Here is a 26,140-nt window from a genome sequence, read left to right as displayed (position 1 = left end):
TTCGGCCCCCATCCTGCATGCTTCAACCCCCAGCGCACCGGCCCGTCCGGTGCTGCGGACAACAAGGAAACGCCATGAAACTGTGTGGATTCGAGGTCGGGCTGGACCAGCCCCTGTTCCTGATCGCCGGCCCCTGCGTGATCGAGTCGATGCAGCTGCAGCTTGATACCGCCGGCAAGCTGAAGGAGATCACCGACAAGCTCGGTGTGAACTTCATCTTCAAGTCCAGCTTCGACAAGGCCAACCGCACCTCGGGCACCGCCTTCCGCGGCCCGGGCATGGAAGAGGGCCTGAAGGTCCTGGCCGAGGTCAAGAAGCAGATCGGCGTGCCGGTGCTGACCGACGTTCACGAATACACCCCGATGGACGAAGTGGCCTCGGTGGTGGACGTGCTGCAGACCCCGGCGTTCCTCGTCCGCCAGACCGACTTCATCCGCAAGGTGTGCTCGGCCGGCAAGCCCGTCAACATCAAGAAGGGCCAGTTCCTGGCGCCGTGGGACATGAAGCCGGTCGTGGAGAAGGCCAAGGCCACCGGCAACGAGCAGATCATGGTCTGCGAGCGCGGTGCCAGCTTCGGCTACAACAACCTGGTCAGCGACATGCGTTCGCTGGCGGTGATGCGCGAGACCGGTTGCCCGGTGGTGTTCGACGCCACCCATTCGGTGCAGCTGCCGGGTGGGCAGGGCACCAGTTCCGGTGGCCAGCGTGAGCACGTGCCGGTGCTGGCCCGTGCCGCCGTGGCGGTGGGCATCTCCGGCCTGTTCGCCGAGACCCATCCAGACCCGTCCAAGGCGCTGTCCGATGGCCCCAATGCATGGCCGCTGGACCAGATGGAAGCGCTGCTCGAGACCCTGATGGAACTCGATGCGGTGACCAAGAAGCACGGCTTCTCGCGCTTCGCGTGAGTCGTGACCCGTGGCTGGCGCTGGAAAACCAGCGCCGCCGCCGGCACTGGAAGCAGTGGCCGTGGGGCTTGATCGCACTGGCCCTGGCCGCGCTGTTCACCGTGGGTATGTTCGGGCTGGTGCTGATCGGCGCAGCGTCCGTGCGCCCACCGGGTGATGGCGGCAGCGCGCTCAATCTGCGCGCGTACTTCATTGCGCTGCTGGTTGCAGAGCTGGTCGGCGCCGTGGGATGCGTCGTTGCCGCCGTACTGGCTTGGCGCCTGAACCGTGGCAAGGTGGCCGCCGGGTTGGCGATCATCCTGCTGTCGCTGTGGCTTGGTGCCCTGTTCTACGGGCTGTTCTGATGAATGCGACCCTGGCAACCCGTGATCGGCCCTGGGGCCTGATCGCGCTGGCGCTGGCTGTTCTTGCCTGGGCCGGCCTGGTGGCAGCTGTATTCGCCTTCGCCGCCAGTTTCGGTTCGCCCGGGGATGGCAGCCATGGCATGCAGGCCATGCAGTACTGGAACCTGGCTGCACTGGCCGTGCTCGTGCTGTCCTTCCTTGGCAGCCTGGTGGCGATGGTGATGGCCTGGCGTTGCCGCCGCGGCGGCGTAGTGGCCGCCATTGCCGGTGGCCTGCTGGTGGTGATGATGTCGTTGATCCTGATGGTGATCGGGGCCACTCTGGCCTGACGGCGCCCGCGCCATTTGGCAAGTGGCGGGCAGCCGGGGATAATCACGCGGCATTCGTTTTGTCGCCCCCTCTCCAGACAGGTAACCGGCCCGACCATGAGTACGATCCGCAGCATCCACGCCCGTGAAATCCTCGACAGCCGTGGCAACCCCACGCTGGAAGCCGAAGTCATCCTGGAGGACGGTTCGTTCGGTCGTGCCGCGGTTCCCTCCGGCGCCTCGACCGGCACCAAGGAAGCGGTCGAGCTGCGTGACGGCGACAAGACCCGTTACCTGGGCAAGGGCGTGCGCAAGGCCGTCGACAACGTCAACACCACGATTGCCGCCGCGCTGAAGGGCTTCGAGGCCACCGACCAGGCCGGCCTCGACCGTCGCCTGATCGACCTCGACGGCACCGAGAACAAGGGCCGCCTGGGCGCCAACGCACTGCTGGGTGTTTCGATGGCCGCCGCGCATGCCGCCGCCGCATCGGGCAAGCAGGCACTGTGGCAGTACCTGGCCGCCAAGACCGGCGTGACCCCGTCGCTGCCGGTGCCGATGATGAACATCATCAACGGCGGTGCGCATGCCGACAACAACGTCGACTTCCAGGAGTTCATGGTGCTGCCGGTCGGCTTCACCTCGTTCTCCGAAGCGCTGCGCGCCGGTACCGAAATCTTCCATTCGCTGAAGTCGGTGCTGAAGGGCCACGGCCTGAGCACGGCGGTCGGCGACGAAGGCGGCTTCGCGCCGGACTTCCGCAGCAACGTCGAAGCGCTGGACACCATCCTCGAAGCGATCGGCAAGGCCGGCTACACCGCCGGTGAAGACGTGCTGCTGGGCCTGGACGTGGCTTCCAGCGAGTTCTTCGAGAACGGCAAGTACAACCTGGTCGGCGAGAACAAGCGCCTGACCTCCGAGCAGTTCGTCGACTTCCTCGCCGACTGGGCCGCGCAGTACCCGATCATCACCATTGAAGATGGCCTGGCCGAGAACGACTGGGCCGGCTGGAAGCTGCTGACCGACCGCATCGGCAAGAAGGTGCAGCTGGTCGGCGACGACCTGTTCGTGACCAACCCGAAGATCTTCCAGGAAGGCATCGACTCGGGCACCGCCAACGCGATCCTGATCAAGGTCAACCAGATCGGCACCCTGAGCGAAACCCTGGAAGCGATCGCCATGGCCGATCGCGCCGGCTATGCCGCCGTGGTCTCGCACCGCTCGGGCGAAACCGAAGACACCACCATCGCCGACATCGCCGTGGCCACCACCGCCACCCAGATCAAGACCGGCTCGCTGTGCCGCAGCGATCGCGTGGCCAAGTACAACCAGCTGCTGCGCATCGAGGAAGCCCTCGGCGCCGGCGCGCGTTACGCCGGTCGTGACGCGTTCGTTTCGCTGAAGCGCTGAGCCGATGCGCGACTGGCGCTGGATGCTGCTGGTGCTGGCCCTGCTGCTGGGCTGGCTGCAGTACCGCTTCTGGTTCGGTCCGGGCAATTCGGGTGAAGTGATGATGCTCGAAGCCCAGGTCGCCAACCAGGAGCGGGACAATGAGGGCCTGCAGCAGCGCAATGATGCGCTGGCTGCCGAAGTGAAGGACCTCAAGGAAGGCCAGTCCGCCATCGAGGAACGCGCGCGCAGCGAGCTCGGCATGATCAAGCCTGGCGAAAAGTTCTACCGCGTGGTCGAGGATGCGCCGGTGCATCCGGCGCAGCCTGCGGCGAGCGTCAGCGCGCAGGTCGGCGAGCACCCGGCGGACGTGCCATGAGTGCGGCCATCTGGGTCGTGGTTCCGGCTGCTGGGCGTGGCACCCGCTTCGGCGCGCCGTTGCCCAAGCAGTACCTGCAGGCAGGTGGGCAGATCCTGCTTGCCCATACCCTGGACGCCCTGCTGGCGCACCCGGCCGTGGCCGGGGCGATGGTGGTGATCGGCCAGGACGACGCCGACTGGCCCGGCTGGAACGAGTGGGCGGGCAAGCCGGTGCTGACCTGCATCGGTGGCGCGACCCGTGCCGCTTCGGTGCTGGCTGGCCTGCAGGCGCTGCCGGAGACGGTGCGTGCTGATGAGTTCGTACTGGTCCACGATGCCGCGCGGCCGAACCTTTCGCCGGCCGATCTCGGCCGCCTGCTTGAAGTCGGCCGTGCCGACCCGGTCGGCGCAATCCTGGCTGCCCCGGTGCGCGACACGCTCAAGCGTGCGGGTGACGACGGTGGCATCGATGGCACCGAACCGCGCGAGCGCCTGTGGCGCGCATTGACCCCCCAGTTGTTCCGCCGTCACCAGCTCAGCCGCGCGCTGTCCGACGCCGCTGCCGCCGGTGTCGAAGTCACCGACGAGGCCATGGCCATGGAGCGCCAGGGCCAGCGCCCGCTGCTGGTGGAAGGCAGCGAGGACAACTTCAAGGTCACCACCCCGGCCGATCTGGACCGGTTCGAATTCGTACTTTCCCGCCGCGCCAGCTGAATGCCCGCGCGGCCCTGCTGCAAGGGTTGCATCCATGAGCACCGCACCGTTCCCGCCCGTCCGCATCGGCCAGGGCTACGACGTCCATGCCTTCGGCGAAGGCGATCACATCATGCTTGGCGGCGTGAACGTTCCACACAGCTGTGGCGTGCTTGCGCACAGCGATGGCGACGTGATCCTGCACGCCTTGTGCGATGCGATGCTCGGCGCGCTGGCGCTGGGTGACATCGGCCAGCATTTCCCGCCCAGTGACGACCGCTGGAAGGGCGCCGACAGCAGCGATTTCGTGCGCCATTGTGACAGCCTGCTGCGCGAGCGCGGCTGGCGTGTCAGCAACACCGACATCACCGTGATCTGCGAGCGGCCCAAGGTCGGCCCGCATGCGCTGGCCATGCGTGAGCGCATCGGCGGACTGCTGCAGTTGCCGCTGGATGCGGTCAGCGTCAAGGCCACCACCTCGGAAAAGCTGGGCTTCACCGGCCGTGGTGAAGGCATTGCCGCACAGGCGGTCGTGTTGCTGGTGGCGGCATGATCCCGTTGCCGCTCGCGTTCGGTGCACCGTTGTTGACGGCGCGCATCCGCACCACGCCGGACGATTTCCAGGTGGATGAACTGCCGGCCTTCGAGGCCACCGGTGAAGGCGAGCACCTGTTGCTGCACATCCGCAAGCGCGGCGCCAACACCGTGCACGTGGCCAAGCTGCTGGCCAAGTGGGCGGGCCTGCCGGAAATGGCGGTCAGCTACGCCGGCATGAAGGATCGTCACGCGGTCACCACCCAGCGTTTCAGCGTGCACCTGCCCAAGCGCGTCGCGCCGGACCTGGCCGAGCTGGCCAGTGACGAGATCGAAGTGCTCGAAGCGACCTGGCACAACCGCAAGCTGCAGCGTGGCGCACTGGCCGGCAACCGCTTCAGGCTGGTGCTGCGTGAAGTGCAGGGCGATGCCGCCGCGATCAGCGAGCGCCTGCAGCAGATTGCCGCGCGCGGTCTGCCGAACTGGTTCGGCGAGCAACGCTTTGGCCGCGACGGCGGCAACGTGCCGGCCGCACTGGCGATGTTCGGTGGCCGCCGCATGCGCAAGGATCAGCGCTCGCTGCTGCTGTCAGCCGCCCGCTCGGCGCTGTTCAATCGCGTGCTGGCCGCGCGCGTGGAGCAGGGCAACTGGGATCAGCCGCTGGAGGGGGAAGTGTGGATGCTCGATGGCAGCCGCAGCGTGTTCGGCCCCGAGCCGTACACCGATGTGCTGGCCGAGCGCCTGGCGCGTTTCGACATCCATCCCAGCGCGCCGCTGTGGGGCGAAGGCGAGCTGCGCAGCGCCGACGCTGCACGTGAGCTGGAGCTGGCCGCGCTGGACGACGACGAGTCGAAGGCACTGCGCGCCGGCCTGGAAGATGCGCGCCTGAAACAGGAGCGCCGCGCGTTGCGCCTGCGCCCGGCGTTGCTGCAGCATCAGTGGCTGGCCGACGACGTGCTGGAACTGTCGTTTGCGTTGCCGCCCGGCTGCTACGCCACCGCCGTGCTGCACGAGCTCGGCCCTGTCGAAGACGCCTCGCAGGCCTGAGCAGGGCGCGCGGTTTTCGCGTGCCGCTGGAAGAGCAGTCGACTGACAGTCGACTCTACCTGGAGACAGAGCGTCCCCTTCTTTACCGCCGCGCCAGCAACACCAGCACCGCGCCAGTACCGCCTTGCCCGGTCGGCGCCGAATGGAACGCCAGTACGTCGTTGCGCAGCCGCAGCAGGCGGTCGACCAGGTTCTTCAGTACAGGCGCGCCAGCGTCGGACTGCAATCCCTTGCCGTGGATGATGCGCACGCAGCCGTACTCATGTGCATGCGCTTCCAGCAGAAACTGGCGCAGCAGCGTCTCCGCCTGCGCGGCGGTGGCACCATGCAGGTCCAGTTCGTCCTGCACCGAATACTGGCCACGCTTCAGGCGCTGGAACAGGCGCGGTGGCAGGTTGTCGCGGCGATAGCTGGCCACGTCGCCGGCTTCCAGCGGCGTGCTGTCGCGCAGCAGCCGGGCGAACTCGCCGGCGGCTTCGGCCTCGTCGCGTTCGGCCATGCGCGCGCGCGGTTTCGGCCGGGGCGCGGCAGGGGCCGGCTCGGCATCCTTGCGCAGCGGCGTCACTTCGCCGATGGCCGCACGGAACAATGCGGCGGGATCTTCGTCTTCTGGGTGCGACATGCGCACAGGGTAAACCGCCGGCGCAGGTCTGCCTATGACGGTTCGATGTCGGTCGTGACCGCCGGCAGGGTAGGACCGGCGGCTCGCATGCGGCACAATAGATGATGCCCTTGCAGGGTCGACGGCTTCGGAAGGGAGCACGACGGTCCCGCCCACACTGCACGGTGACGGAATCGAATTCTTGGAAAATCAAGCGGTTAAATCGAAGATGCGAATCCTGGTGAGTAACGACGACGGTGTCGACGCCGCAGGCATCCGGATGCTGGCCTCGGTACTGCGCGAGGCTGGGCACGAAGTCACGGTGGTCGCACCCGACCGCGATCGCTCCGGCGCCAGCAACTCACTGACCCTGGACCTGCCGATCCGCCTCAAGCGCATCGACCATTACACCGTCTCGGTGGCCGGTACGCCCACCGACTGCGTGCACCTGGCGCTGACCGGCCTGCTTGAATTCGAGCCCGATATTGTCGTGTCCGGCATCAACAATGCCGCCAACCTCGGCGATGACGTGATCTATTCCGGCACCGTCTCGGCGGCGATGGAAGGTCGTTTCCTCGGCCTGCCGGCCGTCGCTGTTTCACTGGTCAGCCGCAATCACGACCCGAAGCATTTCGAGACCGCTGCGCGCGCCGCGGTCGAGATCGTTGCCCGGCTCAAGGCCGATCCGCTGCCCGCCGACACCATCCTCAACGTCAACGTGCCGGACCTGCCGTGGAACGAGGTCAAGGGCTTCGAGGTCACGCGCCTGGGCAACCGCCATCGCGCCGAAGGCTGCATCGCGCAGAAGGACCCGCGCGGCAACGAGGTCTACTGGATCGGCCCGGCCGGTCGTGAGCAGGACTCCGGCCCCGGCACCGATTTCCACGCGGTACGCACCGGCCACATCTCGATCACCCCGATCCAGGTCGACCTGACCCGCTACCAGGCCCTGGATAAGGTGGCCAGCTGGGTCGGCGGCCTCAGCGCCGCGCTGGACCAGCCGGCATGAGCCCACGCTTGCGCCTGCAGCCGGAAGCCGTCGGTATCGGCATGACCTCGCAGCGCGTGCGTGACCGCCTGGTCGATCGCCTGCGCGAAGCCGGCATTGTCGACGAGTCGACCTTGAATGCGATCCGGGTGGTGCCGCGTCATCTGTTCATCGATGAGGCGCTGGCCTCGCGTGCCTACGAAGACACGGCCCTGCCGATTGGCCACGGCCAGACCATCTCCCAGCCGTGGGTGGTGGCGCGCATGACCGAAGCCGTGCTGCAGGTATCACCGAAGAAGGTGCTGGAAGTCGGAACCGGCTCCGGCTACCAGGCCGCCGTGCTCGGCGCGCTGGGCCTGGAGATCTACACCGTCGAGCGCATCGGCGACCTGCTGCGGCAGGCACGCAAGCGCTTCCGCGCACTGGGCATGAACATCCGCACCAAGCATGACGACGGCCGTGCCGGCTGGGCCGAACATGGCCCGTTCGATGCCATCGTGGTCACTGCAGCAGCACCGGCGCTGGTCGATGAGCTGGTCGGGCAGCTGGCCGAGGGCGGCCGCCTGATCGCGCCGGTTGGCGGTCCGGGCGGACAGTCGCTGGTGCAGTTGGACCGCAAGGCTGATGGCAGCATCGAACAACGCGTGCTGGCGCCGGTCACGTTCGTGCCGCTGCTGTCCGGCATGCTCGACTAATCCACGGAGCAGGGTTTGCATGAAGATTTTCGGGCCGCTGTACGAGCGGGCGATGAAGTGGGCGGCGCACGAACGCGCGCCGACCTACCTGACAGTGCTGAGCTTCTTTGAAGCGATCATCTTCCCGGTGATGCCGGAGGTGATGCTGGCGCCGATGTGCGTGGCCCAGCCCAAGCGCGGCTGGTGGTTCGCCACCCTCAGCCTGGCCGGCTCGATGGTCGGGGCGGTGGTCGGCTACGCGCTGGGCCACTTCGCCTTCGAAGCGATCAAGCCGCTGTTCGAAGCGCTGGGCATGCTGCCGGCGATCGAGCAGGGCATCACCACCGTGCAGGCGAAGATGGCCGAGTCGCCGTGGGCGGTGTTCACCTTCCTGGTACTGGGCGGTTTCATGCCCATCCCGATGAAGGTCTTCACGTGGGCATCGGGTATCGTCGGCGTACCGATGCCGCAGTATCTGTTGAGCATGCTGATCGGTCGTGGCAAGCGCGTGTACGTGCTGGCCGCGGTCATTCGTATCGGTGGTGCGCGTGCCGAAGCGGCGCTGCGCCGCTGGATTGAACCGCTGGGCTGGATCGCCACTGCGTTGGTGGTGGTGCTGGTCGCCTGGCTTGTATGGAGGTCGAAGTTCGCATGAGTCCTGATCGTCTGAGCAAGGGAGTGCGCATCGGCGCGCTGGTGTTGCTGGTTTCCACCCTGGCCGCCTGCGGCACCGCCACCGTGGTCCGCCCGGGCGGCAGCGGCAGCGCCGGCGGCGGCGTGGCCACGCCGAAGACCTCGGTGCCCAAGCCCGGGCAGAGCGTAGTGGTGCGCAAGGGCGATACCATCTATGCGCTGGCCCGCATCCACGACATCACTCCGGCCGACCTGATCGCCTGGAACCGCCTGGACAACCCGTCGACCATTCATCCGGGCCAGGTGATCCGCCTGTATCCGGCCGGTGCCAGCGGTGGCCGCGCGCCGACCACGGTGGTGACCCCGCCGCGTTCAGGAGGTGGCAGCACGGGCAGCACCGCGCCGACCACCACCCCGGTGGGACCGGTGAAGAGCAACATCGCCTGGCGCTGGCCGGCTGATGGCGCCATCGTCGGCCGCTACGTGGCCGGTGACGCAACCAAGCAGGGCGTGGATATCGCCGGCACCAGCGGCCAGCCGGTGAAGGCCACCGCCAATGGCGTGGTGGTGTACTCCGGTGCCGGCCTGGTCGGCTACGGCGAGCTGATCATCATCAAGCACAGTGACCAGTGGCTGTCGGCCTATGGCCACAACCGCAAGCGCCTGGTGAACGAAGGCCAGAGCGTGAAGGCCGGCGAGCAGATCGCCGAGATGGGCCGTACCGGTGCGAACCGCGACATGGTCCACTTCGAGATTCGCTACAACGGCAAGCCGGTCGACCCGCAGCAGTATCTGCCGGCGCGCTGACCAGGCAGAGACGGGTAGCGCCGGGCCGTGCCCGGCGGCTTTTCTCGCCGCGATGCGGCGCCGCCCGAGCATGGGCTCGGGCGCTACAGAGTCAAGTGTGATCCAGGGTAGCGCCGGGCCATGTCCGGCGGCACCACGTCAGCCTTCGAGAATGAAGGCGGCGGCGACCTTGCGGCCTTCGCCGGCAAGGATGTTGAAGGTGCGCGCGGCGGCCGGATTGTTCATCACTTCCAGGCCGATGCCGCGCGACAGGCAGGCCGCCATCACCACCGCCGGCGGGAACACCTGGCGGTCGCCGGTGCCGAGTACGATCAGTGCCGGGTTCAGCGCCAGGATCGGCTCCAAGTCGGCCAGCTGCAGTTCGGCGGCCTGCTTCACCGGCCAGTGCTCGACCAGCTGGTCCGGGGTCAGGAAGAAGCTGCTGGCCAGCACCAGCTCGTTGACCCGGGCTGAGCGGCCATCGGCGGCGCTCAGGCTGTAGGCGTAATCCGGCGGTTCGTGGTTCAGCTGCATGGCAGTCGAGCGATCAGCCGCGCGGCAGCACGATCTGGCGCTGTTCCTTGCTCGGACGGTACAGCACGGCGACGTGGCCGATGCGCTGCACCAGAGCACTCTCGGTGGCTTCGACGATCTCGCCGATCATCACATCCCGCGCTTCGCGGTCCTCGGCGGCGACCTTCACCTTCACCAGCTCGTGGCGCTCCAGCACTTCGTTCAGCTCAGCGATGAAGGCCGGGGTCACGCCCTTGCCGCCGGTCTGCAGCAGGGCCTTCAGGTCGTGGGCTTGGCCGCGCAGGAAACGGGTCTGGGAGGCGGTCAGGGCGGTGGGCATGCAGGAAAACACGGTTGAATGGGGCGATCAGGGTATCATGAGGACCCCATCAGCCCCTATTTTCAATGGCTACCCGCAGCAAAAGCAGCCAGCGCTGGCTCAAGGAACACTTCTCCGACCCCTTCGTGAAGAAGGCGCAGGCCGAAGGCATGCGCTCGCGCGCGGCCTACAAGCTCGAAGAGCTGCTCGAACGTGACCGGTTGCTGAAGCCGCACATGGTGGTGGTCGACCTCGGCGCGGCACCGGGCGGCTGGTCTCAGCAGGTTCGGAGACAGATTGGTGACACCGGCCGCGTGCTCGCCCTGGACATCCTGGACATGCCGCCGCTGGCTGGCGTGGAGTTCCTTCACGGTGACTTCAGGGAAGAAGCCGTCCTATCGCAGTTTGAAGCCATGCTCGGGGATCAGCCGGTAGACCTTGTGCTGTCGGACATGGCCCCCAATAAGAGTGGTGTGGGCGCGGTCGACCAGCCGCGGATGATGCACCTGGCGGAGCTGGCCCTGGATTTTGCCGACAACCACCTCAAGACCGGTGGGGCGTTCCTGATCAAGCTGTTCCAGGGCGAAGGCTTTGACGACTACGTGCGGGACATGCGCCGCCGGTACGACAAGGTCTCCATCCGCAAGCCGGAAGCCTCGCGCAAGCGCTCGCCCGAGGTGTATGCCTTGGGTCAGGGAAAACGCGCCCACATGAAGTAAGCTCGCAACGTACGCAAGTTCGACCCCAACGCAACGCCAGCACTGAGAGGAACACCGGAGCCAATGAGGATGAACGACTTGACCAAGAACCTCCTGCTATGGGTGGTCGTCGCCGTCGTGCTGATGGTGGTCTTCCAGAGCTTCTCGCCCAAGTCCTCCGGGGCCGGGGCGCAGGGCGCGTCGTATTCGCAGTTCCTGGACCAGGTGGACAGCGGCAACGTGCAGAAGGTCGCCTTCGGCGGCGACATGCGCGGCGGCACCAGCCAGCTGACCTACACCACCCGCGGTGGGCAGTCGTCCACCATCACCGCGCCGTTCGATCGTGACCTGATCAACGTGCTGCGTACCAAGAACGTGGAAATCGTGCAGGAGGAGCCGTCCAGCGGCATTTCCCTCGGTGCGATCCTGATGAATTTCCTGCCGGTCATCCTGATCATCGGCTTCTGGTTGTTCATCATGCGCCAGATGCAGGGCGGTGGCGGCGGTGCCAAGGGCGCGATGTCCTTCGGCAAGTCGCGGGCCAAGCTGCAGGGCGAAGACCAGATCAAGGTCACCTTTGCCGACGTCGCCGGCTGCGACGAGGCCAAGGAAGAAGTGGGCGAACTGGTCGACTTCCTGCGCGACCCGTCCAAGTTCACCAAGCTGGGCGGCAAGATTCCGCGCGGCGTGCTGATGGTCGGCCCGCCGGGTACCGGCAAGACGCTGCTGGCCAAGGCCATCGCCGGCGAAGCCAAGGTGCCGTTCTTCTCGATCTCCGGTTCGGACTTCGTGGAAATGTTCGTCGGCGTCGGCGCCAGCCGCGTGCGCGACATGTTCGAGCAGGCCAAGAAGCACGCCCCGTGCATCATCTTCATCGACGAAATCGATGCCGTCGGTCGCCACCGTGGCGCCGGCCTGGGCGGCGGTCATGACGAGCGCGAGCAGACGCTGAACCAGCTGCTGGTCGAAATGGATGGCTTCGAGGGTGGCGAAGGTGTGATCGTGATCGCCGCGACCAACCGTCCGGACGTGCTGGACCCGGCGCTGCTGCGTCCGGGCCGTTTCGACCGCCAGGTGGTGGTCGGCCTGCCGGACGTGAAGGGCCGCGAGCACATCCTGAAGGTCCACATGCGCAAGCTGCCGCTGGCCGACGACGTCGAGCCGATGGTGATCGCGCGTGGTACCCCTGGTTTCTCGGGTGCCGACCTGGCCAACCTCTGCAACGAGGCCGCCCTGTTCGCCGCGCGTGGCAACGAGAAGGAAGTCCGAATGGACCACTTCGACCGTGCCCGCGACAAGATCCTGATGGGTGCCGAGCGCCGCTCGATGGCCATGAGCGAGGAGGAGAAGACCCTCACCGCCTACCACGAGGCTGGCCACGCCATCGTCGGTCGCCTGGTGCCCGAGCATGACCCGGTCTACAAGGTCACCATCATTCCGCGCGGTCGTGCGCTGGGCGTGACCATGTACCTGCCGGAAGGCGACAAGTACTCGATGAACCGCGTGGCGATCAAGTCGCAGCTGTGCTCGCTGTACGGCGGCCGTGTCGCAGAGGAGCTGATCTTCGGTGCCGACAAGGTCACTACCGGTGCCTCCAACGACATCGAACGCGCCACCAAGATGGCCCGCAACATGGTCACCAAGTGGGGCCTGTCCGACCAGCTCGGCCCGATCGCCTATGGCGAAGAGGATGACGAGGTGTTCCTGGGTCGCTCGGTCACCCAGCACAAGAGCGTGTCCAACGACACCGCGCGCCGCATCGACGAGGAAGTGCGCAACATCCTCGACGAGGCCTACGCACGCACCACCGAGCTGATGACGGCCAACATCGACAAGCTGCACGCGATGTCGCAGCTGCTGCTGCAGTACGAGACCATCGACGCGCCGCAGATCGACGCCATCATGGAGGGCCGCGATCCGCCGCCGCCGGCCGGCTGGAACAAGTCGAACAAGGACGGCGGCAACGACAAGGGCGGCGACGCCCGTCCGCTGCCGCCGATCGCAGGCCCGGCCGAATCGCACTGACGGCCTGCTGCACGTGACACCAGACGAGGCCGGGGCAACCCGGCCTTGTCGTTTCCGGGCCACCGGCCCCTTCCGATGTACCGATCTGACGCTGGAGTCTGCATGTCCGCCCCGAAGCCCGAACCGATTTCCCACACCGTCGAAATGATCATCGCCACGGTGGTGGGCGTGGGCGTAGGCCTGGGCGCCGACAACCTGCTGCTGGGCTGCGTGGTGGGTATTGCGGTCGGCATCGTGTTGAGCATCGCCAAGACCCTGTACGTGGACCGCAAGCGCCGCCGCCGTTGAGGGTGCCGGCAGGGCTGCGCCCTGCACCTGCTACGAGCCAGAGCAACAGCAACAGTGGTATTCCGTGGTTTGGCGGGGCGGTGTCGGATGGCGGGGACGCCGTAAACCCATCCATGGGGGCTTGGCAGCCGCATCCATGCGGCTGACACCCCGCCATCCGACACCGCCCCACCTCTGACAGATTCCTGCTGCTGTTGGTAGGTGTCGACCTTGGTCGACACGGTGGATCCACGCCATGCGTGGATGCATTTCGACTCCAATTCGAAATATTCGATTCCGATGGAGATTCATCCACGCATGGCGTGGATCTACTGCAGATCGCGGAAATCTGTCGAAGGCGGGGTGGGTCCGGTTGCGCGGGCGTGAGCCGCATGGATGCGGCGACCGAGCCTACATGGACGTATTTACGGCGCCCCCCGCAATCGGATCCACCCCGCCATCGCACGGAATGCCCGCTTCTGACGTTGCCGTTGCCTTGGCCTGAAGCCTCTGCGGGTGCAGGGCGCCGCCCTGCCGAACTAAACTACCCGCCGTTGTCCCTGCAGGATTGCCCATGTTCGATACCTCGCCCCAGCTCGATTGCGCCGGCCGCATCCTGCGCCTGGACCGTGCCCGGGTCATGGGCATCGTCAACGTCACGCCGGACTCGTTCTCCGACGGCGGCGCGCACGACACAACCGAAGCCGCCGTAGCGCACGGCCTGAAGCTGGTGGAGGAAGGCGCCGACCTGCTCGACATCGGCGGCGAATCGACCCGCCCGGGCGCTGCGCCGGTATCGGTCGAGGAAGAGCTGCGTCGCGTGATCCCGGTGATCGAGCAGCTGGCTGCCCGCAGCCAGGTGCCGATCAGCATCGACACCTTCAAGCCGGAGGTGATGCGCGCAGCAGTGGCCGCCGGCGCCGGCATGATCAACGACATTTTCGGCCTGCGCCAGGACGGTGCACTGGAAGCCGCTGTGGACGCGGGAGTGCCGGTGGTGCTGATGCACATGCAGGGTGAGCCGGGCCATATGCAGGCCGATCCGCACTACGACGACGTGGTCGCCGAGGTGCATGGCTTCCTGGTGCAGCGGCTGTTCGCTGCCGAGATGGCCGGCATCGCCAAGAAGAACCTGCTGATCGATCTCGGCTTCGGTTTCGGCAAGACCACTGCCCACAACATGACACTGCTGGCACGCTCCGAGCGCTTCCTGGAGCTGGGCGTGCCGATGCTGGCCGGGCTGTCGCGCAAGCGCAGCCTTGGCGAACTGACCGGCCGCGATACGCCGTCCGAACGCGTGGCTGCCTCGCTGGCCGCGCATCTGATCGCGGTCCAGCGCGGCGCCCGCATCGTGCGCGTGCACGACGTGGCGGCCACCGTCGATGCACTGAAGATCTGGCAGGCCGTCGATGCCGTGCCGACGCCGCGTGCCGACGCCGCGCCGTCGATCCGCTGGCCGGACGAAGACTGATGGGCATCGACCGGCGGCCGCTGGCGATCGCCGTGATGGGGCCGACCGCCAGTGGCAAGACCGCTACCGCGATCGCGCTGGCCCGGCAGTTGGATGGCGAGATCGTCAGCGTCGATTCGGCGCTGGTCTACCGGCATCTGGATATCGGTTCGGCCAAGCCCGATGCCGCCGAGCGCGCGCAGGCGCCGCACCATCTGCTGGACCTGCGTGATCCGTGGCAGACCTATTCGGCGGCCGAGTTCGCTGCCGACGCCGGCCGTGCCGTGGCCGACATCGTAGCGCGTGGCAAGACACCGATCCTGGCCGGTGGCACCGGGCTGTACTTCCGGGCCCTGCTGCAGGGCCTGTCGCCGATGCCGGAGGCCAACCCGGAGCTGCGCGCGGCACTGGCCGCCGAAGCCGCCGGGCGTGGCTGGGCAGCGCTGCATGCGGAGCTGGCCGAGGTCGATCCGGCCGCCGCCGCGCGCATCCACGCCACCGACCCGCAGCGCATCCAGCGGGCGCTGGAGGTCTATCGCCTCACCGGCACCCCGATCAGTGAATGGCAGCGCCGGCCGGGCGTGGCGCCGCTGCCGGTACGCACCCTCAAGCTGATCCTGGCGCCGCGTGACCGCGCCGTCCTGCACCAGCGCATCGAGGCCCGTTTCGATCTCATGCTGGCGCAGGGCTTCCTCGACGAGGTGCGGGCGTTGCGCGCGATGCCGGAAATGGCCGCGGTGGAGGCGCCGCTGGACCTGCCGGCGGTGCGCGCGGTCGGTTACCGCCAGGCCTGGGAATACTTGGACGGGGAGGGCGATGCCGCCCGTTTCCGTGACAAGGCGATCTTCGCCACCCGCCAGCTGGCCAAGCGCCAGCTGACCTGGCTGCGCGGCGAGCTTGATGCGCGCTGGTTCGACCCCCATGTGGATGGGGAGCGCCTGGCCGGCGCAGTGTCGACCTTCGTCGCACGCTGAACCCCCGCCAGCCGTGTAACATCACCGGTCGGCGGGCGGCTCGGGGGCCGTGGCAACCGTCGGCAACCCAATAAGAACAATAATCAGGAGTGTGCAATGTCCAAGGGGCAATCGCTGCAGGATCCTTTCTTGAATGCACTGCGGCGCGAACGCGTGCCGGTTTCGGTGTACCTGGTGAACGGCATCAAGCTGCAGGGCACGATCGAGTCGTTCGATCAGTTCGTGGTGCTGCTGCGCAATACGGTCAGCCAGATGGTCTACAAGCACGCCATTTCCACGGTGGTTCCGGCACGCAACGTGAAGGTTGGTCCGGGCGGTGGTTATGTGCAGTCGGGTGAAGGTGGTCAGGCAGGTGATGAAGCAGACGAGTAAGACCGGAGCGGTGAATGTTTGACCGCTCGAAAAAGGGTGAACACGCCCTGTTGATCCAGCCGCATTTCGGCAAGCTGGAAGACGATGTGCTGGAAGAGTTCGGTGATCTGGCCCGCTCGGCTGGGGCCAGCATCGCCGCGACGATCACCGCGCGCCTGGACCGCCCGAATCCGTCGACCCTGATCGGCAGCGGCAAGCTGGACGAGATCAAGGCCGCGGCCGATGCCAGTGGCGCCGACCTGATCCTGGTCAACCATGCGCTGAGCCCGGGCCAGGAACGCAACCTGGAACGGTTCCTGGAGCGCCGGGTGATCGATCGTACCGGCCTGATCCTGGACATCTTTGCCCAGCGTGCGCACAGTCACGAAGGCAAGCTGCAGGTCGAGCTGGCGCAGCTGCGTCACCTGGCCACGCGGCTGGTGCGCGGCTGGACCCACCTGGAACGACAGCGCGGCGGTTCAATCGGCCTGCGTGGCCCGGGTGAAACCCAGCTGGAAACCGACCGCCGCCTGCTGCAGAAGCGGGTCGAGCAGTTGCAGAAACGCCTGGAAAAGGTCGAAGTGCAGCGCACCCAGATGCGCCGTGCGCGCGTGCGTAGCGAACTGCCGCGCGTGGCTCTGGTGGGCTATACCAACGCCGGCAAGTCGACCCTGTTCAATGCCATGACCGGCGCGGAGGCCTACGCGGCTGACCAGCTGTTCGCCACGCTGGACCCGACCGTGCGCCGCATCGCGGTGCCGGGCGGCAACGTGGTGCTGGCTGACACCGTCGGGTTCGTCCGCGACCTGCCGCATGACCTGGTTGCCGCGTTCCGATCGACGCTGTCGGAGGCACGCGAGGCCGATTTCCTGCTGCACGTGGTCGACGCCGCCGATCCGCACCGCGAGGAGCGCATCGCCCAGGTCGACGAGGTGCTGACCGCGGTCGGTGCCGGCGATCTGCCGCAGCTGCTGGTGTTCAACAAGATCGACCGCATCGATGGTGCCGACGTCCGCCACGATGGCCAGGACGGCATCCCGGACGAATCGCGGCGTGAACGCGTATGGATTTCCGCACGCGACGGGCAGGGCCTGGAGCTGCTGCAGGCGGTACTGGGCAAGCGCCTGGGCCTGCAGCACGTCACCGGCGAACTGCGCCTGCCACCCGATGCCGGCCGCCTGCGCGCGCGCCTGCACCAGCTGGAAGTGATCCGCAGCGAGCAGGCCGATGAAGAAGGCTGGCTGCTGCAGGTCGACCTGCCGATTGCCGAAGCCGAGAAGCTGGCTGCCAGTGCCGACGGTGCGCCGATCCGCGCCCTGTTGCCGGAAAAACTGCCGGAGTGGTGAGGCAGCCCCGGGCCATGCCCGGCGGCTTCCTTTGCGACGGCGCGGGACATCACGCTGTCATCTGCGGTACAACGTGCAGGTTCTTCACCCCACCGTCATGCCGATGTCCATCCCCACCGACGCCGATCTCAACGCCCAGTCCGCCGCGCTCGGGCAGCGCCTGCAGCAGGCCTCGCTGCAGCTGGTGACCGCCGAAAGCTGCAGCGGTGGCTGGATCGCCAAGTGCATGACCGATATCGCCGGTTCCTCGGCGTTCTTCGACTGCGGCATGGTGGTCTACAGCTACGAGGCCAAGCAGCGCCTGCTGGGCGTGCGTGCGCAGACCCTGGAGCAGTTCGGCGCGGTCAGCCGCGAAACCGTGCTGGAAATGGTCTCCGGCGCGCTGGTCAATTCCGGTGCCGGCATCGCGGTGGCGGTGACCGGCATCGCCGGCCCCGGTGGCGGCAGCCCGGACAAGCCGGTCGGCAGTGTCTGGATCGGCTGGAAGCGCCGTGGCGGCTACGCTCGCGCCGAATTGTTCCAGTTTGACGGCGACCGCGAAGCCATCCGCCGCCAAACCGTGGCGGCGGCATTGCGCGGCATCGACGCCCAGCTGTGACATGCTGCTCCGGTAATCGTCCGGAGCACGCATGATGTGGGAAACGCTGGGCACGGTCCGTGACCTGGGCCGACTGCAGGAGATCGCCGTCGTCCTGATCCGCTACGGCTTCGGCGACGTGGTGCGGCGCATTGGCCTGGCCACCACGCTGGAGCGGGCAGGGCGCCTGCTGCACTGGAACGAGGACCGTCAGGAACTGCTGCGGATGACCGCGCCGGTGCGCGTGCGCAGCGCAATGCAGGATCTTGGCCCGACCTTCGTCAAGCTCGGCCAGGTGCTGGCGACGCGCGTCGACCTGCTGCCGCCGGAATGGATCGCCGAGCTGTCCGAGCTGCAGAACGCGGTACCTGCGCTGCCGTACGCCGATATCCGCGAGCAGCTCGAGTCCGACCTTGGCGCCTCACCGGCCGAGGTGTTTGCCTTCCTCGATGAAACCCCGATGGCAGCCGCGTCGCTGGCACAGGCCCATCGCGCACGCCTGCATGACGGCCGCGAGGTGGTGCTGAAGGTGCGTCGTCCCGGCATCCGGGATGTGGTCGAGGCCGACCTGCGCCTGCTGGCGCGGCTGGCCGAGATCGTCGAGGCGCGCCTGCCGGACCTGCGTCGCTATCGTCCGGCCGAGGTCGTGCAGCAGTTCACCGTGTCGCTGCGCCGCGAACTGGATTTCGCCGCCGAATGCCGCAACGCCGAGCGCATCGCGCGCAACTTCAGTGGCCGCGACGACATCCTGATTCCCAGCGTGCACTGGCAGTGGACCTGCGAAAGCCTGAACGTGCAGGACTTCGTCGACGGCATTCCCGGCCGTGACCTGGCCGGTGTCGATGCGGCCGGGCTGGACCGCCGTGAACTGGCCCGGCGCGGCGCCGACATCGTGTTGAAGATGGTGCTCGAGGACGGCAGCTTCCACGCCGATCCACACCCGGGCAACATCATCTACCTGCGCGACGGCCGCATCGGCGTGATCGATTTCGGCATGGTCGGCGCGCTGTCCGAGGTGCGCCGCTTCCAGGTCGCGCAGCTGCTGCACGGGCTGGTCGAGCAGGACCCGCAGGGCGTGGCCGACGTGCTGCTGGACTGGGCCGGTGGCGTGGAAGTGGACGAGAACCGGCTGCAGCACGACATCAGCCAGTTCGTCGACCAGTACCGCGGCGTGCCGCTGAAGGACCTGCGCATCGGCCTGATGCTGGGCGACATCACCCAGCTGCTGCGCAGCTACAGCCTGACCCTGCCGGCCGACCTGGCGCTGATGATCAAGGCGTTCCTGACCCTGGAAGGCATGGGCCGGCAGCTGGACCCGGATTTCGACATGGCCAGTGCCGCGCGCCCATTCCTGGAGCGGGTGGTGCTGCAGCGTTATGCGCCCAAGGCGCTGCTCAAACGTGGCCGCCGCAGCCTGCTGGGCCTGGTCGATTTCGCCGGTGAGCTGCCACGCGACCTGCGCAAACTTGTGCAGGCGGCGCGCCGTGGGCGCCTGCAGCTGAAGGTCGAGACCAGCGCGCTGCAGGGCTTCGGCGAGCAGGTCAACCGTGCCGCGAACCGGCTGGTGATGGGCATCGTCACCGCCGCGCTGATCATCGGCTCGTCGATCGTGATGCACAGCGTCGGCGGTGTCTCCAGCCGCTGGCTGCTGGCGCTGGGCGTGTGCGGCTTCATCGGCGCCGGCGTCTGCGGCGTGTGGATCCTGTTTTCGATATGGAGAAGCGGCAAGCACACCTAGTGTGCTTGCCGCAGCGGTTCCCAAAGGGAACCGCGGAATCGCGCAGCGATTCCTGTAGAGCCGACTGTTAGTCGGCTGCCTTTGCTTTTGCCTTCGCCTTCGCCGACCGGCCGGCTGGCCGGGGGACGCTTGCCGGGCATGCCCCGGCTCCACAGGTCCGCACGCCCTGTCGCCCCCGGCACTTGCAGTCCGAGGCATTAGTAGTAATACTACTAACCATGGACCTGACCGACACCCAGCAGGCGATCCTGCAGTTGATCGCCGAGCGTATCGAGAGCGAAGGCGCGCCGCCGTCGCAGACGGAAATCGCACGCGCGTTCGGCTTCAAGGGCGTGCGCGCGGCCCAGTACCACCTGGAGGCCCTGGAACAGGCCGGTGCGATCCGTCGCATCCCAGGCCAGGCGCGCGGCATCCGCCTGGTGCAGGCACCGCCGGTCGAGAAGCTGGCCGAGCCAAGTCTGCCCGACAGCGTTCTGCGCCTGCCAGTGCTCGGCCGCGTTGCGGCCGGCCTGCCGATCGGCGCCGATATCGGCTCGGACGATTTCGTGGTGTTGGACCGGGTCTTCTTCTCGCCAGCGCCGGACTACCTGCTGAAGGTGCAGGGCGACTCGATGATCGACGAGGGCATCTTCGACGGTGACCTGATCGGCGTGCACCGCACCCGCGACGCCCATTCCGGGCAGATCGTGGTGGCCCGTATCGATGACGAGATCACCGTCAAGCTGCTGAAGATCGCCAAGGATCGTATCCGCCTGCTGCCGCGCAACCCCGACTACAAGCCGATCGAGGTGCTGCCGGACCAGGACTTCTCGATCGAAGGCCTCTATTGCGGCCTGTTGCGACCCAACCGGTGACCCGTTCCATAACGCATTACCCCGCGGTCTTTTGTGGCGATTCTCTGGTTCCACTGAGGTTGGTACGGATGTCCGATAATTCTTTTCAGAGCGCCGGGCAGAATCTCAGCCTGTGCGATACGTCCGACTTAAAGTGAGCCCATGGCAAAGAAGACCCCCAAAGACAGCACCTCCAACGACACGACCTCTGCAAGGACCCAACCGATGGACGAGAACAAGAAGCGCGCCCTCGCTGCAGCTCTGGGCCAGATCGAGAAGCAGTTCGGCAAGGGCTCGGTGATGCGCATGGGCGACCGTGTGGTCGAGCCCGTCGAAGCCATCCCGACCGGTTCGCTGATGCTCGACATCGCACTGGGCATTGGCGGTCTGCCGAAGGGCCGTGTCGTCGAGATCTACGGCCCGGAATCCTCGGGCAAGACCACGCTGACCCTGCAGGCCATCGCCGAATGCCAGAAGATGGGCGGCACCGCGGCCTTCATCGACGCCGAGCACGCGCTGGACCCGATCTACGCCGCCAAGCTGGGCGTGAACGTGGACGACCTGCTGCTGTCGCAGCCGGATACCGGTGAGCAGGCGCTGGAAATCGCCGACATGCTGGTCCGTTCGGGTTCGGTCGACATCCTGGTGATCGACTCGGTTGCCGCGCTGACCCCGAAGGCTGAAATCGAAGGCGAGATGGGCGATCAGCTGCCGGGCCTGCAGGCCCGCCTGATGAGCCAGGCGCTGCGCAAGCTGACCGGCAACATCAAGCGCTCCAACACGCTGGTGATCTTCATCAACCAGCTGCGCATGAAGATCGGTGTGATGATGCCGGGCCAGAGCCCGGAAACCACCACCGGTGGCAACGCGCTGAAGTTCTACGCCTCGGTCCGCCTGGATATCCGCCGCATCGGTGCGATCAAGAAGGGCGACGAGATCATCGGCAACCAGACCAAGATCAAGGTCGTCAAGAACAAGCTGGCACCGCCGTTCAAGCAGGTCATCACCGAGATCCTGTATGGCGAAGGCATCAGCCGCGAAGGCGAACTGATCGACATGGGCGTGGATGCCAAGCTGGTCGAGAAGGCCGGTGCCTGGTACAGCTACGGTGAAGAACGCATCGGCCAGGGCAAGGACAACGCCCGAGGCTATCTGCGCGACAACCCCACCGTCGCCGCCAAGCTCGAAGCCGAGCTGCGCGAGAAGTTCCAGCCGGCCGAAGCGGCCCGCGAGGAAGGCGACGACGAAGGCGACGACGAGTAAGGCTTGCTGTGGGGCAGGGCGGCGCCGTCAGTGACGTCGTCCTGTCCCGCAGGTTCGAATCGCCCAGGGATGGGCTGGGCGCCACGGATGGCGCCATCCTTGGAGTACCCATGTCCAATGCCGAAGACATTCCGACCGGCCGCAAGCGCCGGCCGCGTGAGCAGACCCCCGTGCAACGGGCGCTGGGCCTGCTGGTCCGCCGCGAGCACTCGCGCAAGGAACTGACCCGCAAGCTGACCGCCCGTGGCATCGAAGACGAGGCCGCGCAGGCCGCCGTCGCCAAGCTGACCGAGGCCGGCTGGCAGGACGACACCCGTTTCGCCGAGAACCTGGTGCGGATGCGCGCCAACACCGGCTATGGGCCGATCCATGTCCGTGCCGAACTCGGCACCCACGGCCTGGACAGTGCCGCCATTGCCGCGGCGATGGACAGCTACGAAGGCGACTGGCAGGAAAACGCCCGTGATCTGGTCCGCCGGCGCTTCGGCGAGGCCGGCCCGCAGGATCTGACGCAGCGGCGCAAGGCGGCCGATCTGCTGGCCCGGCGCGGCTTCGACGGCGACAGTATCCGTCGCGCGACCCGCTACGACCCGGATGACTGAGACTGGCGGCGCCGGGCCTGATACCCTTTAGGTTTTCGGCGGTCCCTCGCGACCCTGGCCAACGCGGCCGGTGGTCCGGGTCCGCCGGCCCGCAGACTGCCAGCCCCCAATGAACGCATCCGCCAAATTCACGACCTCCCAGATCCGCAGCGACTTCCTTGAATTCTTCAAGGGCAAAGGCCACACCATCGTGCCGTCGGCGCCGCTGGTGCCGGGCAATGATCCGACCCTGCTGTTCACCAACTCCGGCATGGTGCAGTTCAAGGACGTGTTCCTTGGCGCGGAGAAGCGCAGCTATGTGCGTGCGGCCGACGTCCAGCGCTGCCTGCGCGCCGGCGGCAAGCACAACGACCTCGACCAGGTCGGCTACACCGCCCGCCATCACACCTTCTTCGAAATGCTGGGCAACTGGTCGTTTGGCGACTACTTCAAGAAGGACGCGATCGCCTGGGCCTGGGAGCTGCTGACCCAGGTCTGGAAGCTGCCGGCCGAGCGCCTGCTGGTCACCGTGTACCAGACCGACGACGAAGCCTACGAACTGTGGCGCGACATGGTCGGCATTCCGGAAGCGCGCATCGTGCGCATCGGCGACAACAAGGGTGCACCGTTCGCCTCGGACAACTTCTGGCAGATGGCTGACACCGGCCCCTGTGGCCCGTGCACCGAGATCTTCTACGACCACGGCGACCATATCGCCGGTGGCCCCCCGGGTTCTCCGGATGAAGACGGTGACCGCTTCATCGAGATCTGGAACCTGGTGTTCATGCAGTTCGACCGCCAGCCCGACGGCACCCTGGTGCCGCTGCCGGCCCCGTGCGTGGATACCGGCATGGGCCTGGAGCGCCTGGCGGCGATCCTGCAGCACGTGCATACCAACTACGAGATCGACCTGTTCCAGGCGCTGATCCGCAGGGCCTCGGAGCTGACCGGCACCGCCGACCTGGAGAACAAGTCGCTGCGCGTGATCGCCGATCACATCCGTGCCTGCTCGTTCCTGATCGTCGATGGCGTGCTGCCGTCCAACGAAGGCCGTGGTTACGTGCTGCGCCGTATCATCCGCCGCGCCCTGCGCCACGGCTGGATGCTGGGCGTGCGCCAGCCGTTCTTCAGCAAGCTTGTGCCGACCCTGGTCGAGCAGATGGGCGAGGCCTATCCGGAACTGCCGGCGGCGGTGGACACCGTCACCCGCGCACTGCAGGCCGAGGAAGAGCGTTTTGCTGAAACCCTCGATGCTGGCATGAAGATCTTCGAAGACGTCGCGGGCAAGGTCAGCAATGGCGTGATCCCGGGCGTTGACGCCTTCCGCCTGTACGACACCTATGGCTTCCCGCTCGACCTGACCCAGGACATCGCCCGCGAGCGTGACCTGACCGTCGACATCGCCGGCTTCGATGCTGCGATGGAACAGCAGCGCGAAACCGCACGTGCGGCCGGCAAGTTCGGCGGCGGTGTGACCCTGCCGGCAGAGCTGGTGGCGACTCTCAGCCCAACCCGCTTCCTCGGCTATGACCGCCTGCAGGCCGATGGCCTGTCCGTGCTGGCCGTGCTGAAGGACGGTCGTCCGGTGCAGTCGGCCGATGCCGGTGATGCGGTCATCGTGATCACCGACCAGACCCCGTTCTACGCCGAATCCGGTGGCCAGGTCGGCGACACCGGCGTGCTGTCCGGCAACGGCGTGCGCCTGGCGGTGGACGATACCCAGAAGTTCGCCGGCCAGTTCCATGGCCACGTCGGCACCCTGTCCGAAGGTGGCCTGAAGGTTGGCGACGTCCTGTCCGGCCAGGTCGATGGCGAGCGCCGTGGCGCCACCATCCTCAACCACTCGGCCACCCACCTGCTGCATGCCGCTCTGCGCGAAGTGCTGGGCACCCACGTGCAGCAGAAGGGCTCGCTGGTCGCCCCGGATCGCCTGCGTTTCGACTTCTCGCACTTCCAGCCGATCAGCGCGGAAGAGCTGGCCGTGATCGAGCGCAAGGTCAACCAGCAGGTGCGCGCCAACAACGTCGCCGAAGTGCACAACATGGGCATGCAGGAAGCGCTGGACTTCGGTGCGATGGCGCTGTTCGGCGAGAAGTACGGCGAAAACGTGCGCGTACTGAAGATGGGGGACTACTCCACCGAGCTGTGCGGTGGCACCCACGTCAACCGTACTGGCGACATCGGCCTGTTCAAGATCACCTCCGAGGGCGGTGTCTCCGCCGGCGTGCGCCGCATCGAGGCCGTCACCGGCCAGGGCGCCCTGGACTACGTGGACGCCGAAGAGGCCCGGCTGGCCGAGGCCGCCGACCTGCTCGGCGGCAGTGCAGCCGATGTGGTCGAGAAGATCCGTGCCCTTGGCCAGCGCCAGAAGCAGCTGGAGCGCGAACTGGAAGCCGTGAAGGCCAAGGTCGCCGCAGGTGCCACGGCCGACCTGTCCGGCCAGGCCGTCGAGGTTGCCGGCGTGAAGGTGCTGGCGGCCCGTCTGGAGGGCTTCGACGCCAAGGCCCTGCGTGACGCCATGGACCGCCTCAAGCAGCAGCTGGGCGACGCGGTGATCGTGCTGGCCGGCGCCCAGGACGGCAAGGCCGCCCTTGTCGCGGGTGTGAACGGCAGCGCAATGGGCAAGGTCAAGGCCGGGGAACTGTTGTCCCATATCGCCAGTCAGATCGGGGGCAAGGGCGGCGGACGCCCGGACCTCGCCCAGGGTGGTGGCGAGGACGGGCCCGCCCTTGCCACTGCGCTGGCTGCAGTCGTCGAATGGGTCAGCCCCCGCCTGTGATGAACCTGGCCGTCCCCCTCCTTGTAGGAGCGGGACGGCTGACGGTACCATTGCGAAATCTTTTCCCTTTGTCGTGGTAGCGCTTCTTGACGGAGCGTCAAGCCGGTGGGGGATACCCTTCCACACGGTTCCATGGAGACTTGCAAAAATGTTGATCCTGACTCGCCGCGTCGGCGAAACCCTGATGATCGGTGACTCGGTGAGCGTCACCGTGCTTGGCGTCAAGGGCAACCAGGTGCGTATCGGCATCACCGCGCCGAAGGACGTCGCTGTGCATCGCGAAGAGATCTATCAGCGCATCCAGCGCGGTGACGAAGCCGGTGGCACCGGTAGCGAAAATTCTGCCGAATAACGCTTTACCTTCGCACTCGATTAACGTTATGATTCACGCCCCGCTGAGGTGCAACGCACCAGACGCGGAGAAAACCCCGGAGTGATGCCCGAGTGGCCGAAGGGGCTCCCCTGCTAAGGGAGTATAGGGTCAAAAGCTCTATCGAGGGTTCGAATCCCTCTCACTCCGCCAGATACAAAGAAGCGCCTGCAGATCCTCGATCTGCAGGCGTTTTTCTTTGTTCAACGCAGTAAAAACCGCCGCGCCGTGAGGACCTAGTCGGTGCTGCTGGGCGTGACCTTCCCGACTTCGGGCAAAGAGTAGAGCCTGGGCTCCGGCACCCGATGACCAGGATGAGCGGACAGCGCGATGTCGCCCGGCGTTTCGCGCCAGAGAATGGCCAGCGTGCAGTCATCGGCGCGCTGCCTGCACATCCTTTCCGCCTTGCGTTGTGCGGCGTCCGCCGTCTTTTCCCCAAGTGCGAAGCCCATGGCGACGGTGCCGACAGCGATCGCCGAATATCCCACCGCGGTGGTCGTGGACGTCTGTGCGCAGTTGCGGGACCGAACGGCGCAGTGCTGCAGTGCGCGCTGCATCGCAGCCGACAGGGTGCCGTGGTTCATCGCGTAGCCGTAGCGGCCATCGTCGTCGTAAACGATCGCGGAGGCCGCGTTGGCACCGGACGACAGGCACAGCAACACGCCAAGTAGAAGGGGACGCATCCAGTTCCTTTCCATCTCTATTTTCTGCTGATGGTGGATCAGACCGGGTTTGAAGCGCAACATCGCCGCTACTGCGCCGAGCCCGCAGTTCATTGAACCGCGGGCGGCGCC

Annotated in this window: 30 protein-coding genes and 1 tRNA gene; 27 read left to right on the top strand and 4 right to left on the bottom strand. The window is 66.8% G+C overall.

The genetic code is table 11. From position 1 onward, the window contains the following. The first annotated feature begins 74 nt into the window (after nucleotides 1–74). From kdsA to truD, 8 genes are all read left to right on the top strand, one after another. Nucleotides 75–905, top strand: a complete 831-nt coding sequence (gene kdsA / locus AC5P8Z_RS01715; protein ID WP_010485995.1) for a 3-deoxy-8-phosphooctulonate synthase — start codon at nucleotides 75–77, stop codon at nucleotides 903–905. Continuing rightward, on the top strand, nucleotides 902–1,249 hold the full coding sequence (locus AC5P8Z_RS01710) for a hypothetical protein (RefSeq protein WP_322547743.1): 348 nt from the start codon (nucleotides 902–904) through the stop codon (nucleotides 1,247–1,249). The genes kdsA and AC5P8Z_RS01710 overlap by 4 nt, the downstream gene beginning before the upstream one ends. Then, nucleotides 1,249–1,578 (top strand): hypothetical protein, encoded by a 330-nt coding sequence (locus AC5P8Z_RS01705; protein WP_495227902.1) that lies wholly within the window; start codon nucleotides 1,249–1,251, stop codon nucleotides 1,576–1,578. Before AC5P8Z_RS01710 ends, AC5P8Z_RS01705 begins: the two co-directional genes overlap by 1 nt. A gap of 96 nt (nucleotides 1,579–1,674) precedes the next feature. After that, entirely contained in the window at nucleotides 1,675–2,967 is a 1,293-nt protein-coding gene (gene eno, locus AC5P8Z_RS01700) for a phosphopyruvate hydratase (protein WP_295565779.1), read from the top strand. A 4-nt stretch (nucleotides 2,968–2,971) separates the two neighbouring features. Then, nucleotides 2,972–3,325, top strand: a complete 354-nt coding sequence (gene ftsB / locus AC5P8Z_RS01695; RefSeq protein WP_019338191.1) for a cell division protein FtsB — start codon at nucleotides 2,972–2,974, stop codon at nucleotides 3,323–3,325. Continuing rightward, the gene (gene ispD / locus AC5P8Z_RS01690) at nucleotides 3,322–4,020 is read left to right on the top strand and encodes a 2-C-methyl-D-erythritol 4-phosphate cytidylyltransferase (RefSeq protein WP_295565782.1); all 699 of its coding nucleotides are present in this window, start codon (nucleotides 3,322–3,324) and stop codon (nucleotides 4,018–4,020) included. Before ftsB ends, ispD begins: the two co-directional genes overlap by 4 nt. A 34-nt stretch (nucleotides 4,021–4,054) precedes the next feature. Further along, nucleotides 4,055–4,552 carry a 2-C-methyl-D-erythritol 2,4-cyclodiphosphate synthase gene (ispF, locus tag AC5P8Z_RS01685; protein WP_286071587.1) on the top strand — a complete coding sequence of 166 codons (498 nt, stop codon included), beginning with the start codon at nucleotides 4,055–4,057 and terminating at the stop codon, nucleotides 4,550–4,552. Then, nucleotides 4,549–5,580: a tRNA pseudouridine(13) synthase TruD gene (truD, locus tag AC5P8Z_RS01680; protein ID WP_495227901.1), complete on the top strand. Its 1,032-nt coding sequence runs from the start codon at nucleotides 4,549–4,551 to the stop codon at nucleotides 5,578–5,580. Before ispF ends, truD begins: the two co-directional genes overlap by 4 nt. An 82-nt stretch (nucleotides 5,581–5,662) precedes the next feature. Here truD and AC5P8Z_RS01675 read toward each other — a convergent pair whose 3' ends face one another. Continuing rightward, nucleotides 5,663–6,202 (bottom strand): Smr/MutS family protein, encoded by a 540-nt coding sequence (locus tag AC5P8Z_RS01675; RefSeq protein ID WP_286071590.1) that lies wholly within the window; start codon nucleotides 6,200–6,202, stop codon nucleotides 5,663–5,665. A 208-nt stretch (nucleotides 6,203–6,410) separates the two neighbouring features. On the opposite strand from AC5P8Z_RS01675, the gene surE reads away from it, so the two are divergent. From surE to AC5P8Z_RS01655, 4 genes are read left to right on the top strand one after another with little or no spacing between them, the layout of a single operon-like run. Further along, the gene (gene surE, locus AC5P8Z_RS01670; RefSeq protein ID WP_495227899.1) at nucleotides 6,411–7,190 is read left to right on the top strand and encodes a 5'/3'-nucleotidase SurE; all 780 of its coding nucleotides are present in this window, start codon (nucleotides 6,411–6,413) and stop codon (nucleotides 7,188–7,190) included. Further along, nucleotides 7,187–7,864: a protein-L-isoaspartate(D-aspartate) O-methyltransferase gene (locus AC5P8Z_RS01665; protein ID WP_495227898.1), complete on the top strand. Its 678-nt coding sequence runs from the start codon at nucleotides 7,187–7,189 to the stop codon at nucleotides 7,862–7,864. Before surE ends, AC5P8Z_RS01665 begins: the two co-directional genes overlap by 4 nt. Nucleotides 7,865–7,883: 19 nt before the next feature. Continuing rightward, nucleotides 7,884–8,498, top strand: a complete 615-nt coding sequence (locus tag AC5P8Z_RS01660) for a YqaA family protein (protein ID WP_286071592.1) — start codon at nucleotides 7,884–7,886, stop codon at nucleotides 8,496–8,498. Next, nucleotides 8,495–9,283: a peptidoglycan DD-metalloendopeptidase family protein gene (locus AC5P8Z_RS01655; RefSeq protein ID WP_495227897.1), complete on the top strand. Its 789-nt coding sequence runs from the start codon at nucleotides 8,495–8,497 to the stop codon at nucleotides 9,281–9,283. The genes AC5P8Z_RS01660 and AC5P8Z_RS01655 overlap by 4 nt, the downstream gene beginning before the upstream one ends. A gap of 138 nt (nucleotides 9,284–9,421) precedes the next feature. Here the strand turns inward: AC5P8Z_RS01655 and AC5P8Z_RS01650 are convergent, their stop codons facing one another. Further along, nucleotides 9,422–9,796: an Mth938-like domain-containing protein gene (locus AC5P8Z_RS01650; RefSeq protein WP_495227895.1), complete on the bottom strand. Its 375-nt coding sequence runs from the start codon at nucleotides 9,794–9,796 to the stop codon at nucleotides 9,422–9,424. 13 nt (nucleotides 9,797–9,809) lie between these two features. Further along, nucleotides 9,810–10,115: a ribosome assembly RNA-binding protein YhbY gene (gene yhbY, locus AC5P8Z_RS01645; RefSeq protein ID WP_286071595.1), complete on the bottom strand. Its 306-nt coding sequence runs from the start codon at nucleotides 10,113–10,115 to the stop codon at nucleotides 9,810–9,812. A gap of 65 nt (nucleotides 10,116–10,180) precedes the next feature. Here yhbY and rlmE point away from each other — a divergent pair, with 65 nt between their 5' ends. From rlmE to AC5P8Z_RS01570, 15 genes are all read left to right on the top strand, one after another. Continuing rightward, a complete protein-coding gene (gene rlmE / locus AC5P8Z_RS01640) occupies nucleotides 10,181–10,813 on the top strand; it encodes a 23S rRNA (uridine(2552)-2'-O)-methyltransferase RlmE (protein WP_005409014.1) in 633 nt (210 codons plus the stop codon). 69 nt (nucleotides 10,814–10,882) lie between these two features. Continuing rightward, a complete protein-coding gene (gene ftsH, locus AC5P8Z_RS01635; protein WP_295565798.1) occupies nucleotides 10,883–12,817 on the top strand; it encodes an ATP-dependent zinc metalloprotease FtsH in 1,935 nt (644 codons plus the stop codon). 102 nt (nucleotides 12,818–12,919) lie between these two features. Next, nucleotides 12,920–13,105: a hypothetical protein gene (locus tag AC5P8Z_RS01630; protein ID WP_014036752.1), complete on the top strand. Its 186-nt coding sequence runs from the start codon at nucleotides 12,920–12,922 to the stop codon at nucleotides 13,103–13,105. 553 nt (nucleotides 13,106–13,658) lie between these two features. Further along, nucleotides 13,659–14,555 (top strand): dihydropteroate synthase, encoded by an 897-nt coding sequence (folP, locus tag AC5P8Z_RS01625; RefSeq protein WP_495227893.1) that lies wholly within the window; start codon nucleotides 13,659–13,661, stop codon nucleotides 14,553–14,555. Next, nucleotides 14,555–15,508 carry a tRNA (adenosine(37)-N6)-dimethylallyltransferase MiaA gene (gene miaA, locus AC5P8Z_RS01620; RefSeq protein ID WP_495227892.1) on the top strand — a complete coding sequence of 318 codons (954 nt, stop codon included), beginning with the start codon at nucleotides 14,555–14,557 and terminating at the stop codon, nucleotides 15,506–15,508. The genes folP and miaA overlap by 1 nt, the downstream gene beginning before the upstream one ends. 96 nt (nucleotides 15,509–15,604) lie before the next feature. After that, nucleotides 15,605–15,880, top strand: a complete 276-nt coding sequence (gene hfq, locus AC5P8Z_RS01615; RefSeq protein ID WP_004152891.1) for an RNA chaperone Hfq — start codon at nucleotides 15,605–15,607, stop codon at nucleotides 15,878–15,880. Between the two features lie 14 nt (nucleotides 15,881–15,894). Continuing rightward, nucleotides 15,895–17,205, top strand: a complete 1,311-nt coding sequence (hflX, locus tag AC5P8Z_RS01610) for a ribosome rescue GTPase HflX (protein WP_049434772.1) — start codon at nucleotides 15,895–15,897, stop codon at nucleotides 17,203–17,205. Between the two features lie 103 nt (nucleotides 17,206–17,308). After that, entirely contained in the window at nucleotides 17,309–17,803 is a 495-nt protein-coding gene (locus AC5P8Z_RS01605) for a CinA family protein (RefSeq protein ID WP_005409020.1), read from the top strand. A gap of 34 nt (nucleotides 17,804–17,837) precedes the next feature. Next, entirely contained in the window at nucleotides 17,838–19,520 is a 1,683-nt protein-coding gene (ubiB, locus tag AC5P8Z_RS01600; RefSeq protein WP_495228308.1) for a 2-polyprenylphenol 6-hydroxylase, read from the top strand. 218 nt (nucleotides 19,521–19,738) lie between these two features. Next, entirely contained in the window at nucleotides 19,739–20,374 is a 636-nt protein-coding gene (gene lexA, locus AC5P8Z_RS01595; protein ID WP_495227890.1) for a transcriptional repressor LexA, read from the top strand. Between the two features lie 204 nt (nucleotides 20,375–20,578). Continuing rightward, nucleotides 20,579–21,616, top strand: a complete 1,038-nt coding sequence (recA, locus tag AC5P8Z_RS01590) for a recombinase RecA (RefSeq protein WP_049420399.1) — start codon at nucleotides 20,579–20,581, stop codon at nucleotides 21,614–21,616. A 110-nt stretch (nucleotides 21,617–21,726) separates the two neighbouring features. Next, a complete protein-coding gene (recX, locus tag AC5P8Z_RS01585; protein ID WP_286071600.1) occupies nucleotides 21,727–22,218 on the top strand; it encodes a recombination regulator RecX in 492 nt (163 codons plus the stop codon). A 109-nt stretch (nucleotides 22,219–22,327) separates the two neighbouring features. Continuing rightward, nucleotides 22,328–24,976, top strand: coding sequence for an alanine--tRNA ligase (gene alaS / locus AC5P8Z_RS01580; protein WP_495227889.1), 2,649 nt, complete (start codon nucleotides 22,328–22,330; stop codon nucleotides 24,974–24,976). Between the two features lie 148 nt (nucleotides 24,977–25,124). Next, complete coding sequence (csrA, locus tag AC5P8Z_RS01575) at nucleotides 25,125–25,328, top strand: carbon storage regulator CsrA (protein ID WP_004152909.1); 204 nt, start codon at nucleotides 25,125–25,127, stop codon at nucleotides 25,326–25,328. A gap of 78 nt (nucleotides 25,329–25,406) precedes the next feature. Further along, a tRNA-Ser gene (locus tag AC5P8Z_RS01570) sits at nucleotides 25,407–25,499 on the top strand. A gap of 83 nt (nucleotides 25,500–25,582) precedes the next feature. On the opposite strand, the gene AC5P8Z_RS01565 is transcribed toward AC5P8Z_RS01570, so the two are convergent. Beyond that, the gene (locus AC5P8Z_RS01565) at nucleotides 25,583–26,092 is read right to left on the bottom strand and encodes a DUF4189 domain-containing protein (protein ID WP_495227887.1); all 510 of its coding nucleotides are present in this window, start codon (nucleotides 26,090–26,092) and stop codon (nucleotides 25,583–25,585) included. Nucleotides 26,093–26,140 lie beyond the last annotated feature (48 nt).

The sequence above is a fragment of the Stenotrophomonas sp. YJH_SMC_17 genome, from assembly GCF_059371655.1.
This window is presented reverse-complemented; position numbering and strand designations above follow the sequence as displayed.

Excerpts from the sequence above, each read along its gene's own strand:
- AC5P8Z_RS01665 (WP_495227898.1), top strand. The coding sequence starts at position 7,187 with ATGAGCCCACGCTTGCGCCTGCAGCCGGAAGCCGTCGGTATCGGCATG.
- ubiB (WP_495228308.1), top strand. The coding sequence starts at position 17,838 with ATGTGGGAAACGCTGGGCACGGTCCGTGACCTGGGCCGACTGCAGGAG.
- alaS (WP_495227889.1), top strand. The coding sequence starts at position 22,328 with ATGAACGCATCCGCCAAATTCACGACCTCCCAGATCCGCAGCGACTTC.
- folP (WP_495227893.1), top strand. The coding sequence starts at position 13,659 with ATGTTCGATACCTCGCCCCAGCTCGATTGCGCCGGCCGCATCCTGCGC.
- AC5P8Z_RS01660 (WP_286071592.1), top strand. The coding sequence starts at position 7,884 with ATGAAGATTTTCGGGCCGCTGTACGAGCGGGCGATGAAGTGGGCGGCG.
- hfq (WP_004152891.1), top strand. The coding sequence starts at position 15,605 with ATGTCCAAGGGGCAATCGCTGCAGGATCCTTTCTTGAATGCACTGCGG.
- ftsH (WP_295565798.1), top strand. The coding sequence starts at position 10,883 with ATGAACGACTTGACCAAGAACCTCCTGCTATGGGTGGTCGTCGCCGTC.
- ispF (WP_286071587.1), top strand. The coding sequence starts at position 4,055 with ATGAGCACCGCACCGTTCCCGCCCGTCCGCATCGGCCAGGGCTACGAC.
- AC5P8Z_RS01565 (WP_495227887.1), bottom strand. The coding sequence starts at position 26,092 with ATGTTGCGCTTCAAACCCGGTCTGATCCACCATCAGCAGAAAATAGAG.
- miaA (WP_495227892.1), top strand. The coding sequence starts at position 14,555 with ATGGGCATCGACCGGCGGCCGCTGGCGATCGCCGTGATGGGGCCGACC.
- lexA (WP_495227890.1), top strand. The coding sequence starts at position 19,739 with ATGGACCTGACCGACACCCAGCAGGCGATCCTGCAGTTGATCGCCGAG.
- kdsA (WP_010485995.1), top strand. The coding sequence starts at position 75 with ATGAAACTGTGTGGATTCGAGGTCGGGCTGGACCAGCCCCTGTTCCTG.
- recA (WP_049420399.1), top strand. The coding sequence starts at position 20,579 with ATGGACGAGAACAAGAAGCGCGCCCTCGCTGCAGCTCTGGGCCAGATC.
- recX (WP_286071600.1), top strand. The coding sequence starts at position 21,727 with ATGTCCAATGCCGAAGACATTCCGACCGGCCGCAAGCGCCGGCCGCGT.
- rlmE (WP_005409014.1), top strand. The coding sequence starts at position 10,181 with ATGGCTACCCGCAGCAAAAGCAGCCAGCGCTGGCTCAAGGAACACTTC.
- truD (WP_495227901.1), top strand. The coding sequence starts at position 4,549 with ATGATCCCGTTGCCGCTCGCGTTCGGTGCACCGTTGTTGACGGCGCGC.
- AC5P8Z_RS01630 (WP_014036752.1), top strand. The coding sequence starts at position 12,920 with ATGTCCGCCCCGAAGCCCGAACCGATTTCCCACACCGTCGAAATGATC.
- csrA (WP_004152909.1), top strand. The coding sequence starts at position 25,125 with ATGTTGATCCTGACTCGCCGCGTCGGCGAAACCCTGATGATCGGTGAC.
- ftsB (WP_019338191.1), top strand. The coding sequence starts at position 2,972 with ATGCGCGACTGGCGCTGGATGCTGCTGGTGCTGGCCCTGCTGCTGGGC.
- AC5P8Z_RS01605 (WP_005409020.1), top strand. The coding sequence starts at position 17,309 with ATGTCCATCCCCACCGACGCCGATCTCAACGCCCAGTCCGCCGCGCTC.
- AC5P8Z_RS01675 (WP_286071590.1), bottom strand. The coding sequence starts at position 6,202 with ATGTCGCACCCAGAAGACGAAGATCCCGCCGCATTGTTCCGTGCGGCC.
- yhbY (WP_286071595.1), bottom strand. The coding sequence starts at position 10,115 with ATGCCCACCGCCCTGACCGCCTCCCAGACCCGTTTCCTGCGCGGCCAA.
- eno (WP_295565779.1), top strand. The coding sequence starts at position 1,675 with ATGAGTACGATCCGCAGCATCCACGCCCGTGAAATCCTCGACAGCCGT.
- AC5P8Z_RS01650 (WP_495227895.1), bottom strand. The coding sequence starts at position 9,796 with ATGCAGCTGAACCACGAACCGCCGGATTACGCCTACAGCCTGAGCGCC.
- hflX (WP_049434772.1), top strand. The coding sequence starts at position 15,895 with ATGTTTGACCGCTCGAAAAAGGGTGAACACGCCCTGTTGATCCAGCCG.
- surE (WP_495227899.1), top strand. The coding sequence starts at position 6,411 with ATGCGAATCCTGGTGAGTAACGACGACGGTGTCGACGCCGCAGGCATC.
- AC5P8Z_RS01705 (WP_495227902.1), top strand. The coding sequence starts at position 1,249 with ATGAATGCGACCCTGGCAACCCGTGATCGGCCCTGGGGCCTGATCGCG.
- AC5P8Z_RS01655 (WP_495227897.1), top strand. The coding sequence starts at position 8,495 with ATGAGTCCTGATCGTCTGAGCAAGGGAGTGCGCATCGGCGCGCTGGTG.
- ispD (WP_295565782.1), top strand. The coding sequence starts at position 3,322 with ATGAGTGCGGCCATCTGGGTCGTGGTTCCGGCTGCTGGGCGTGGCACC.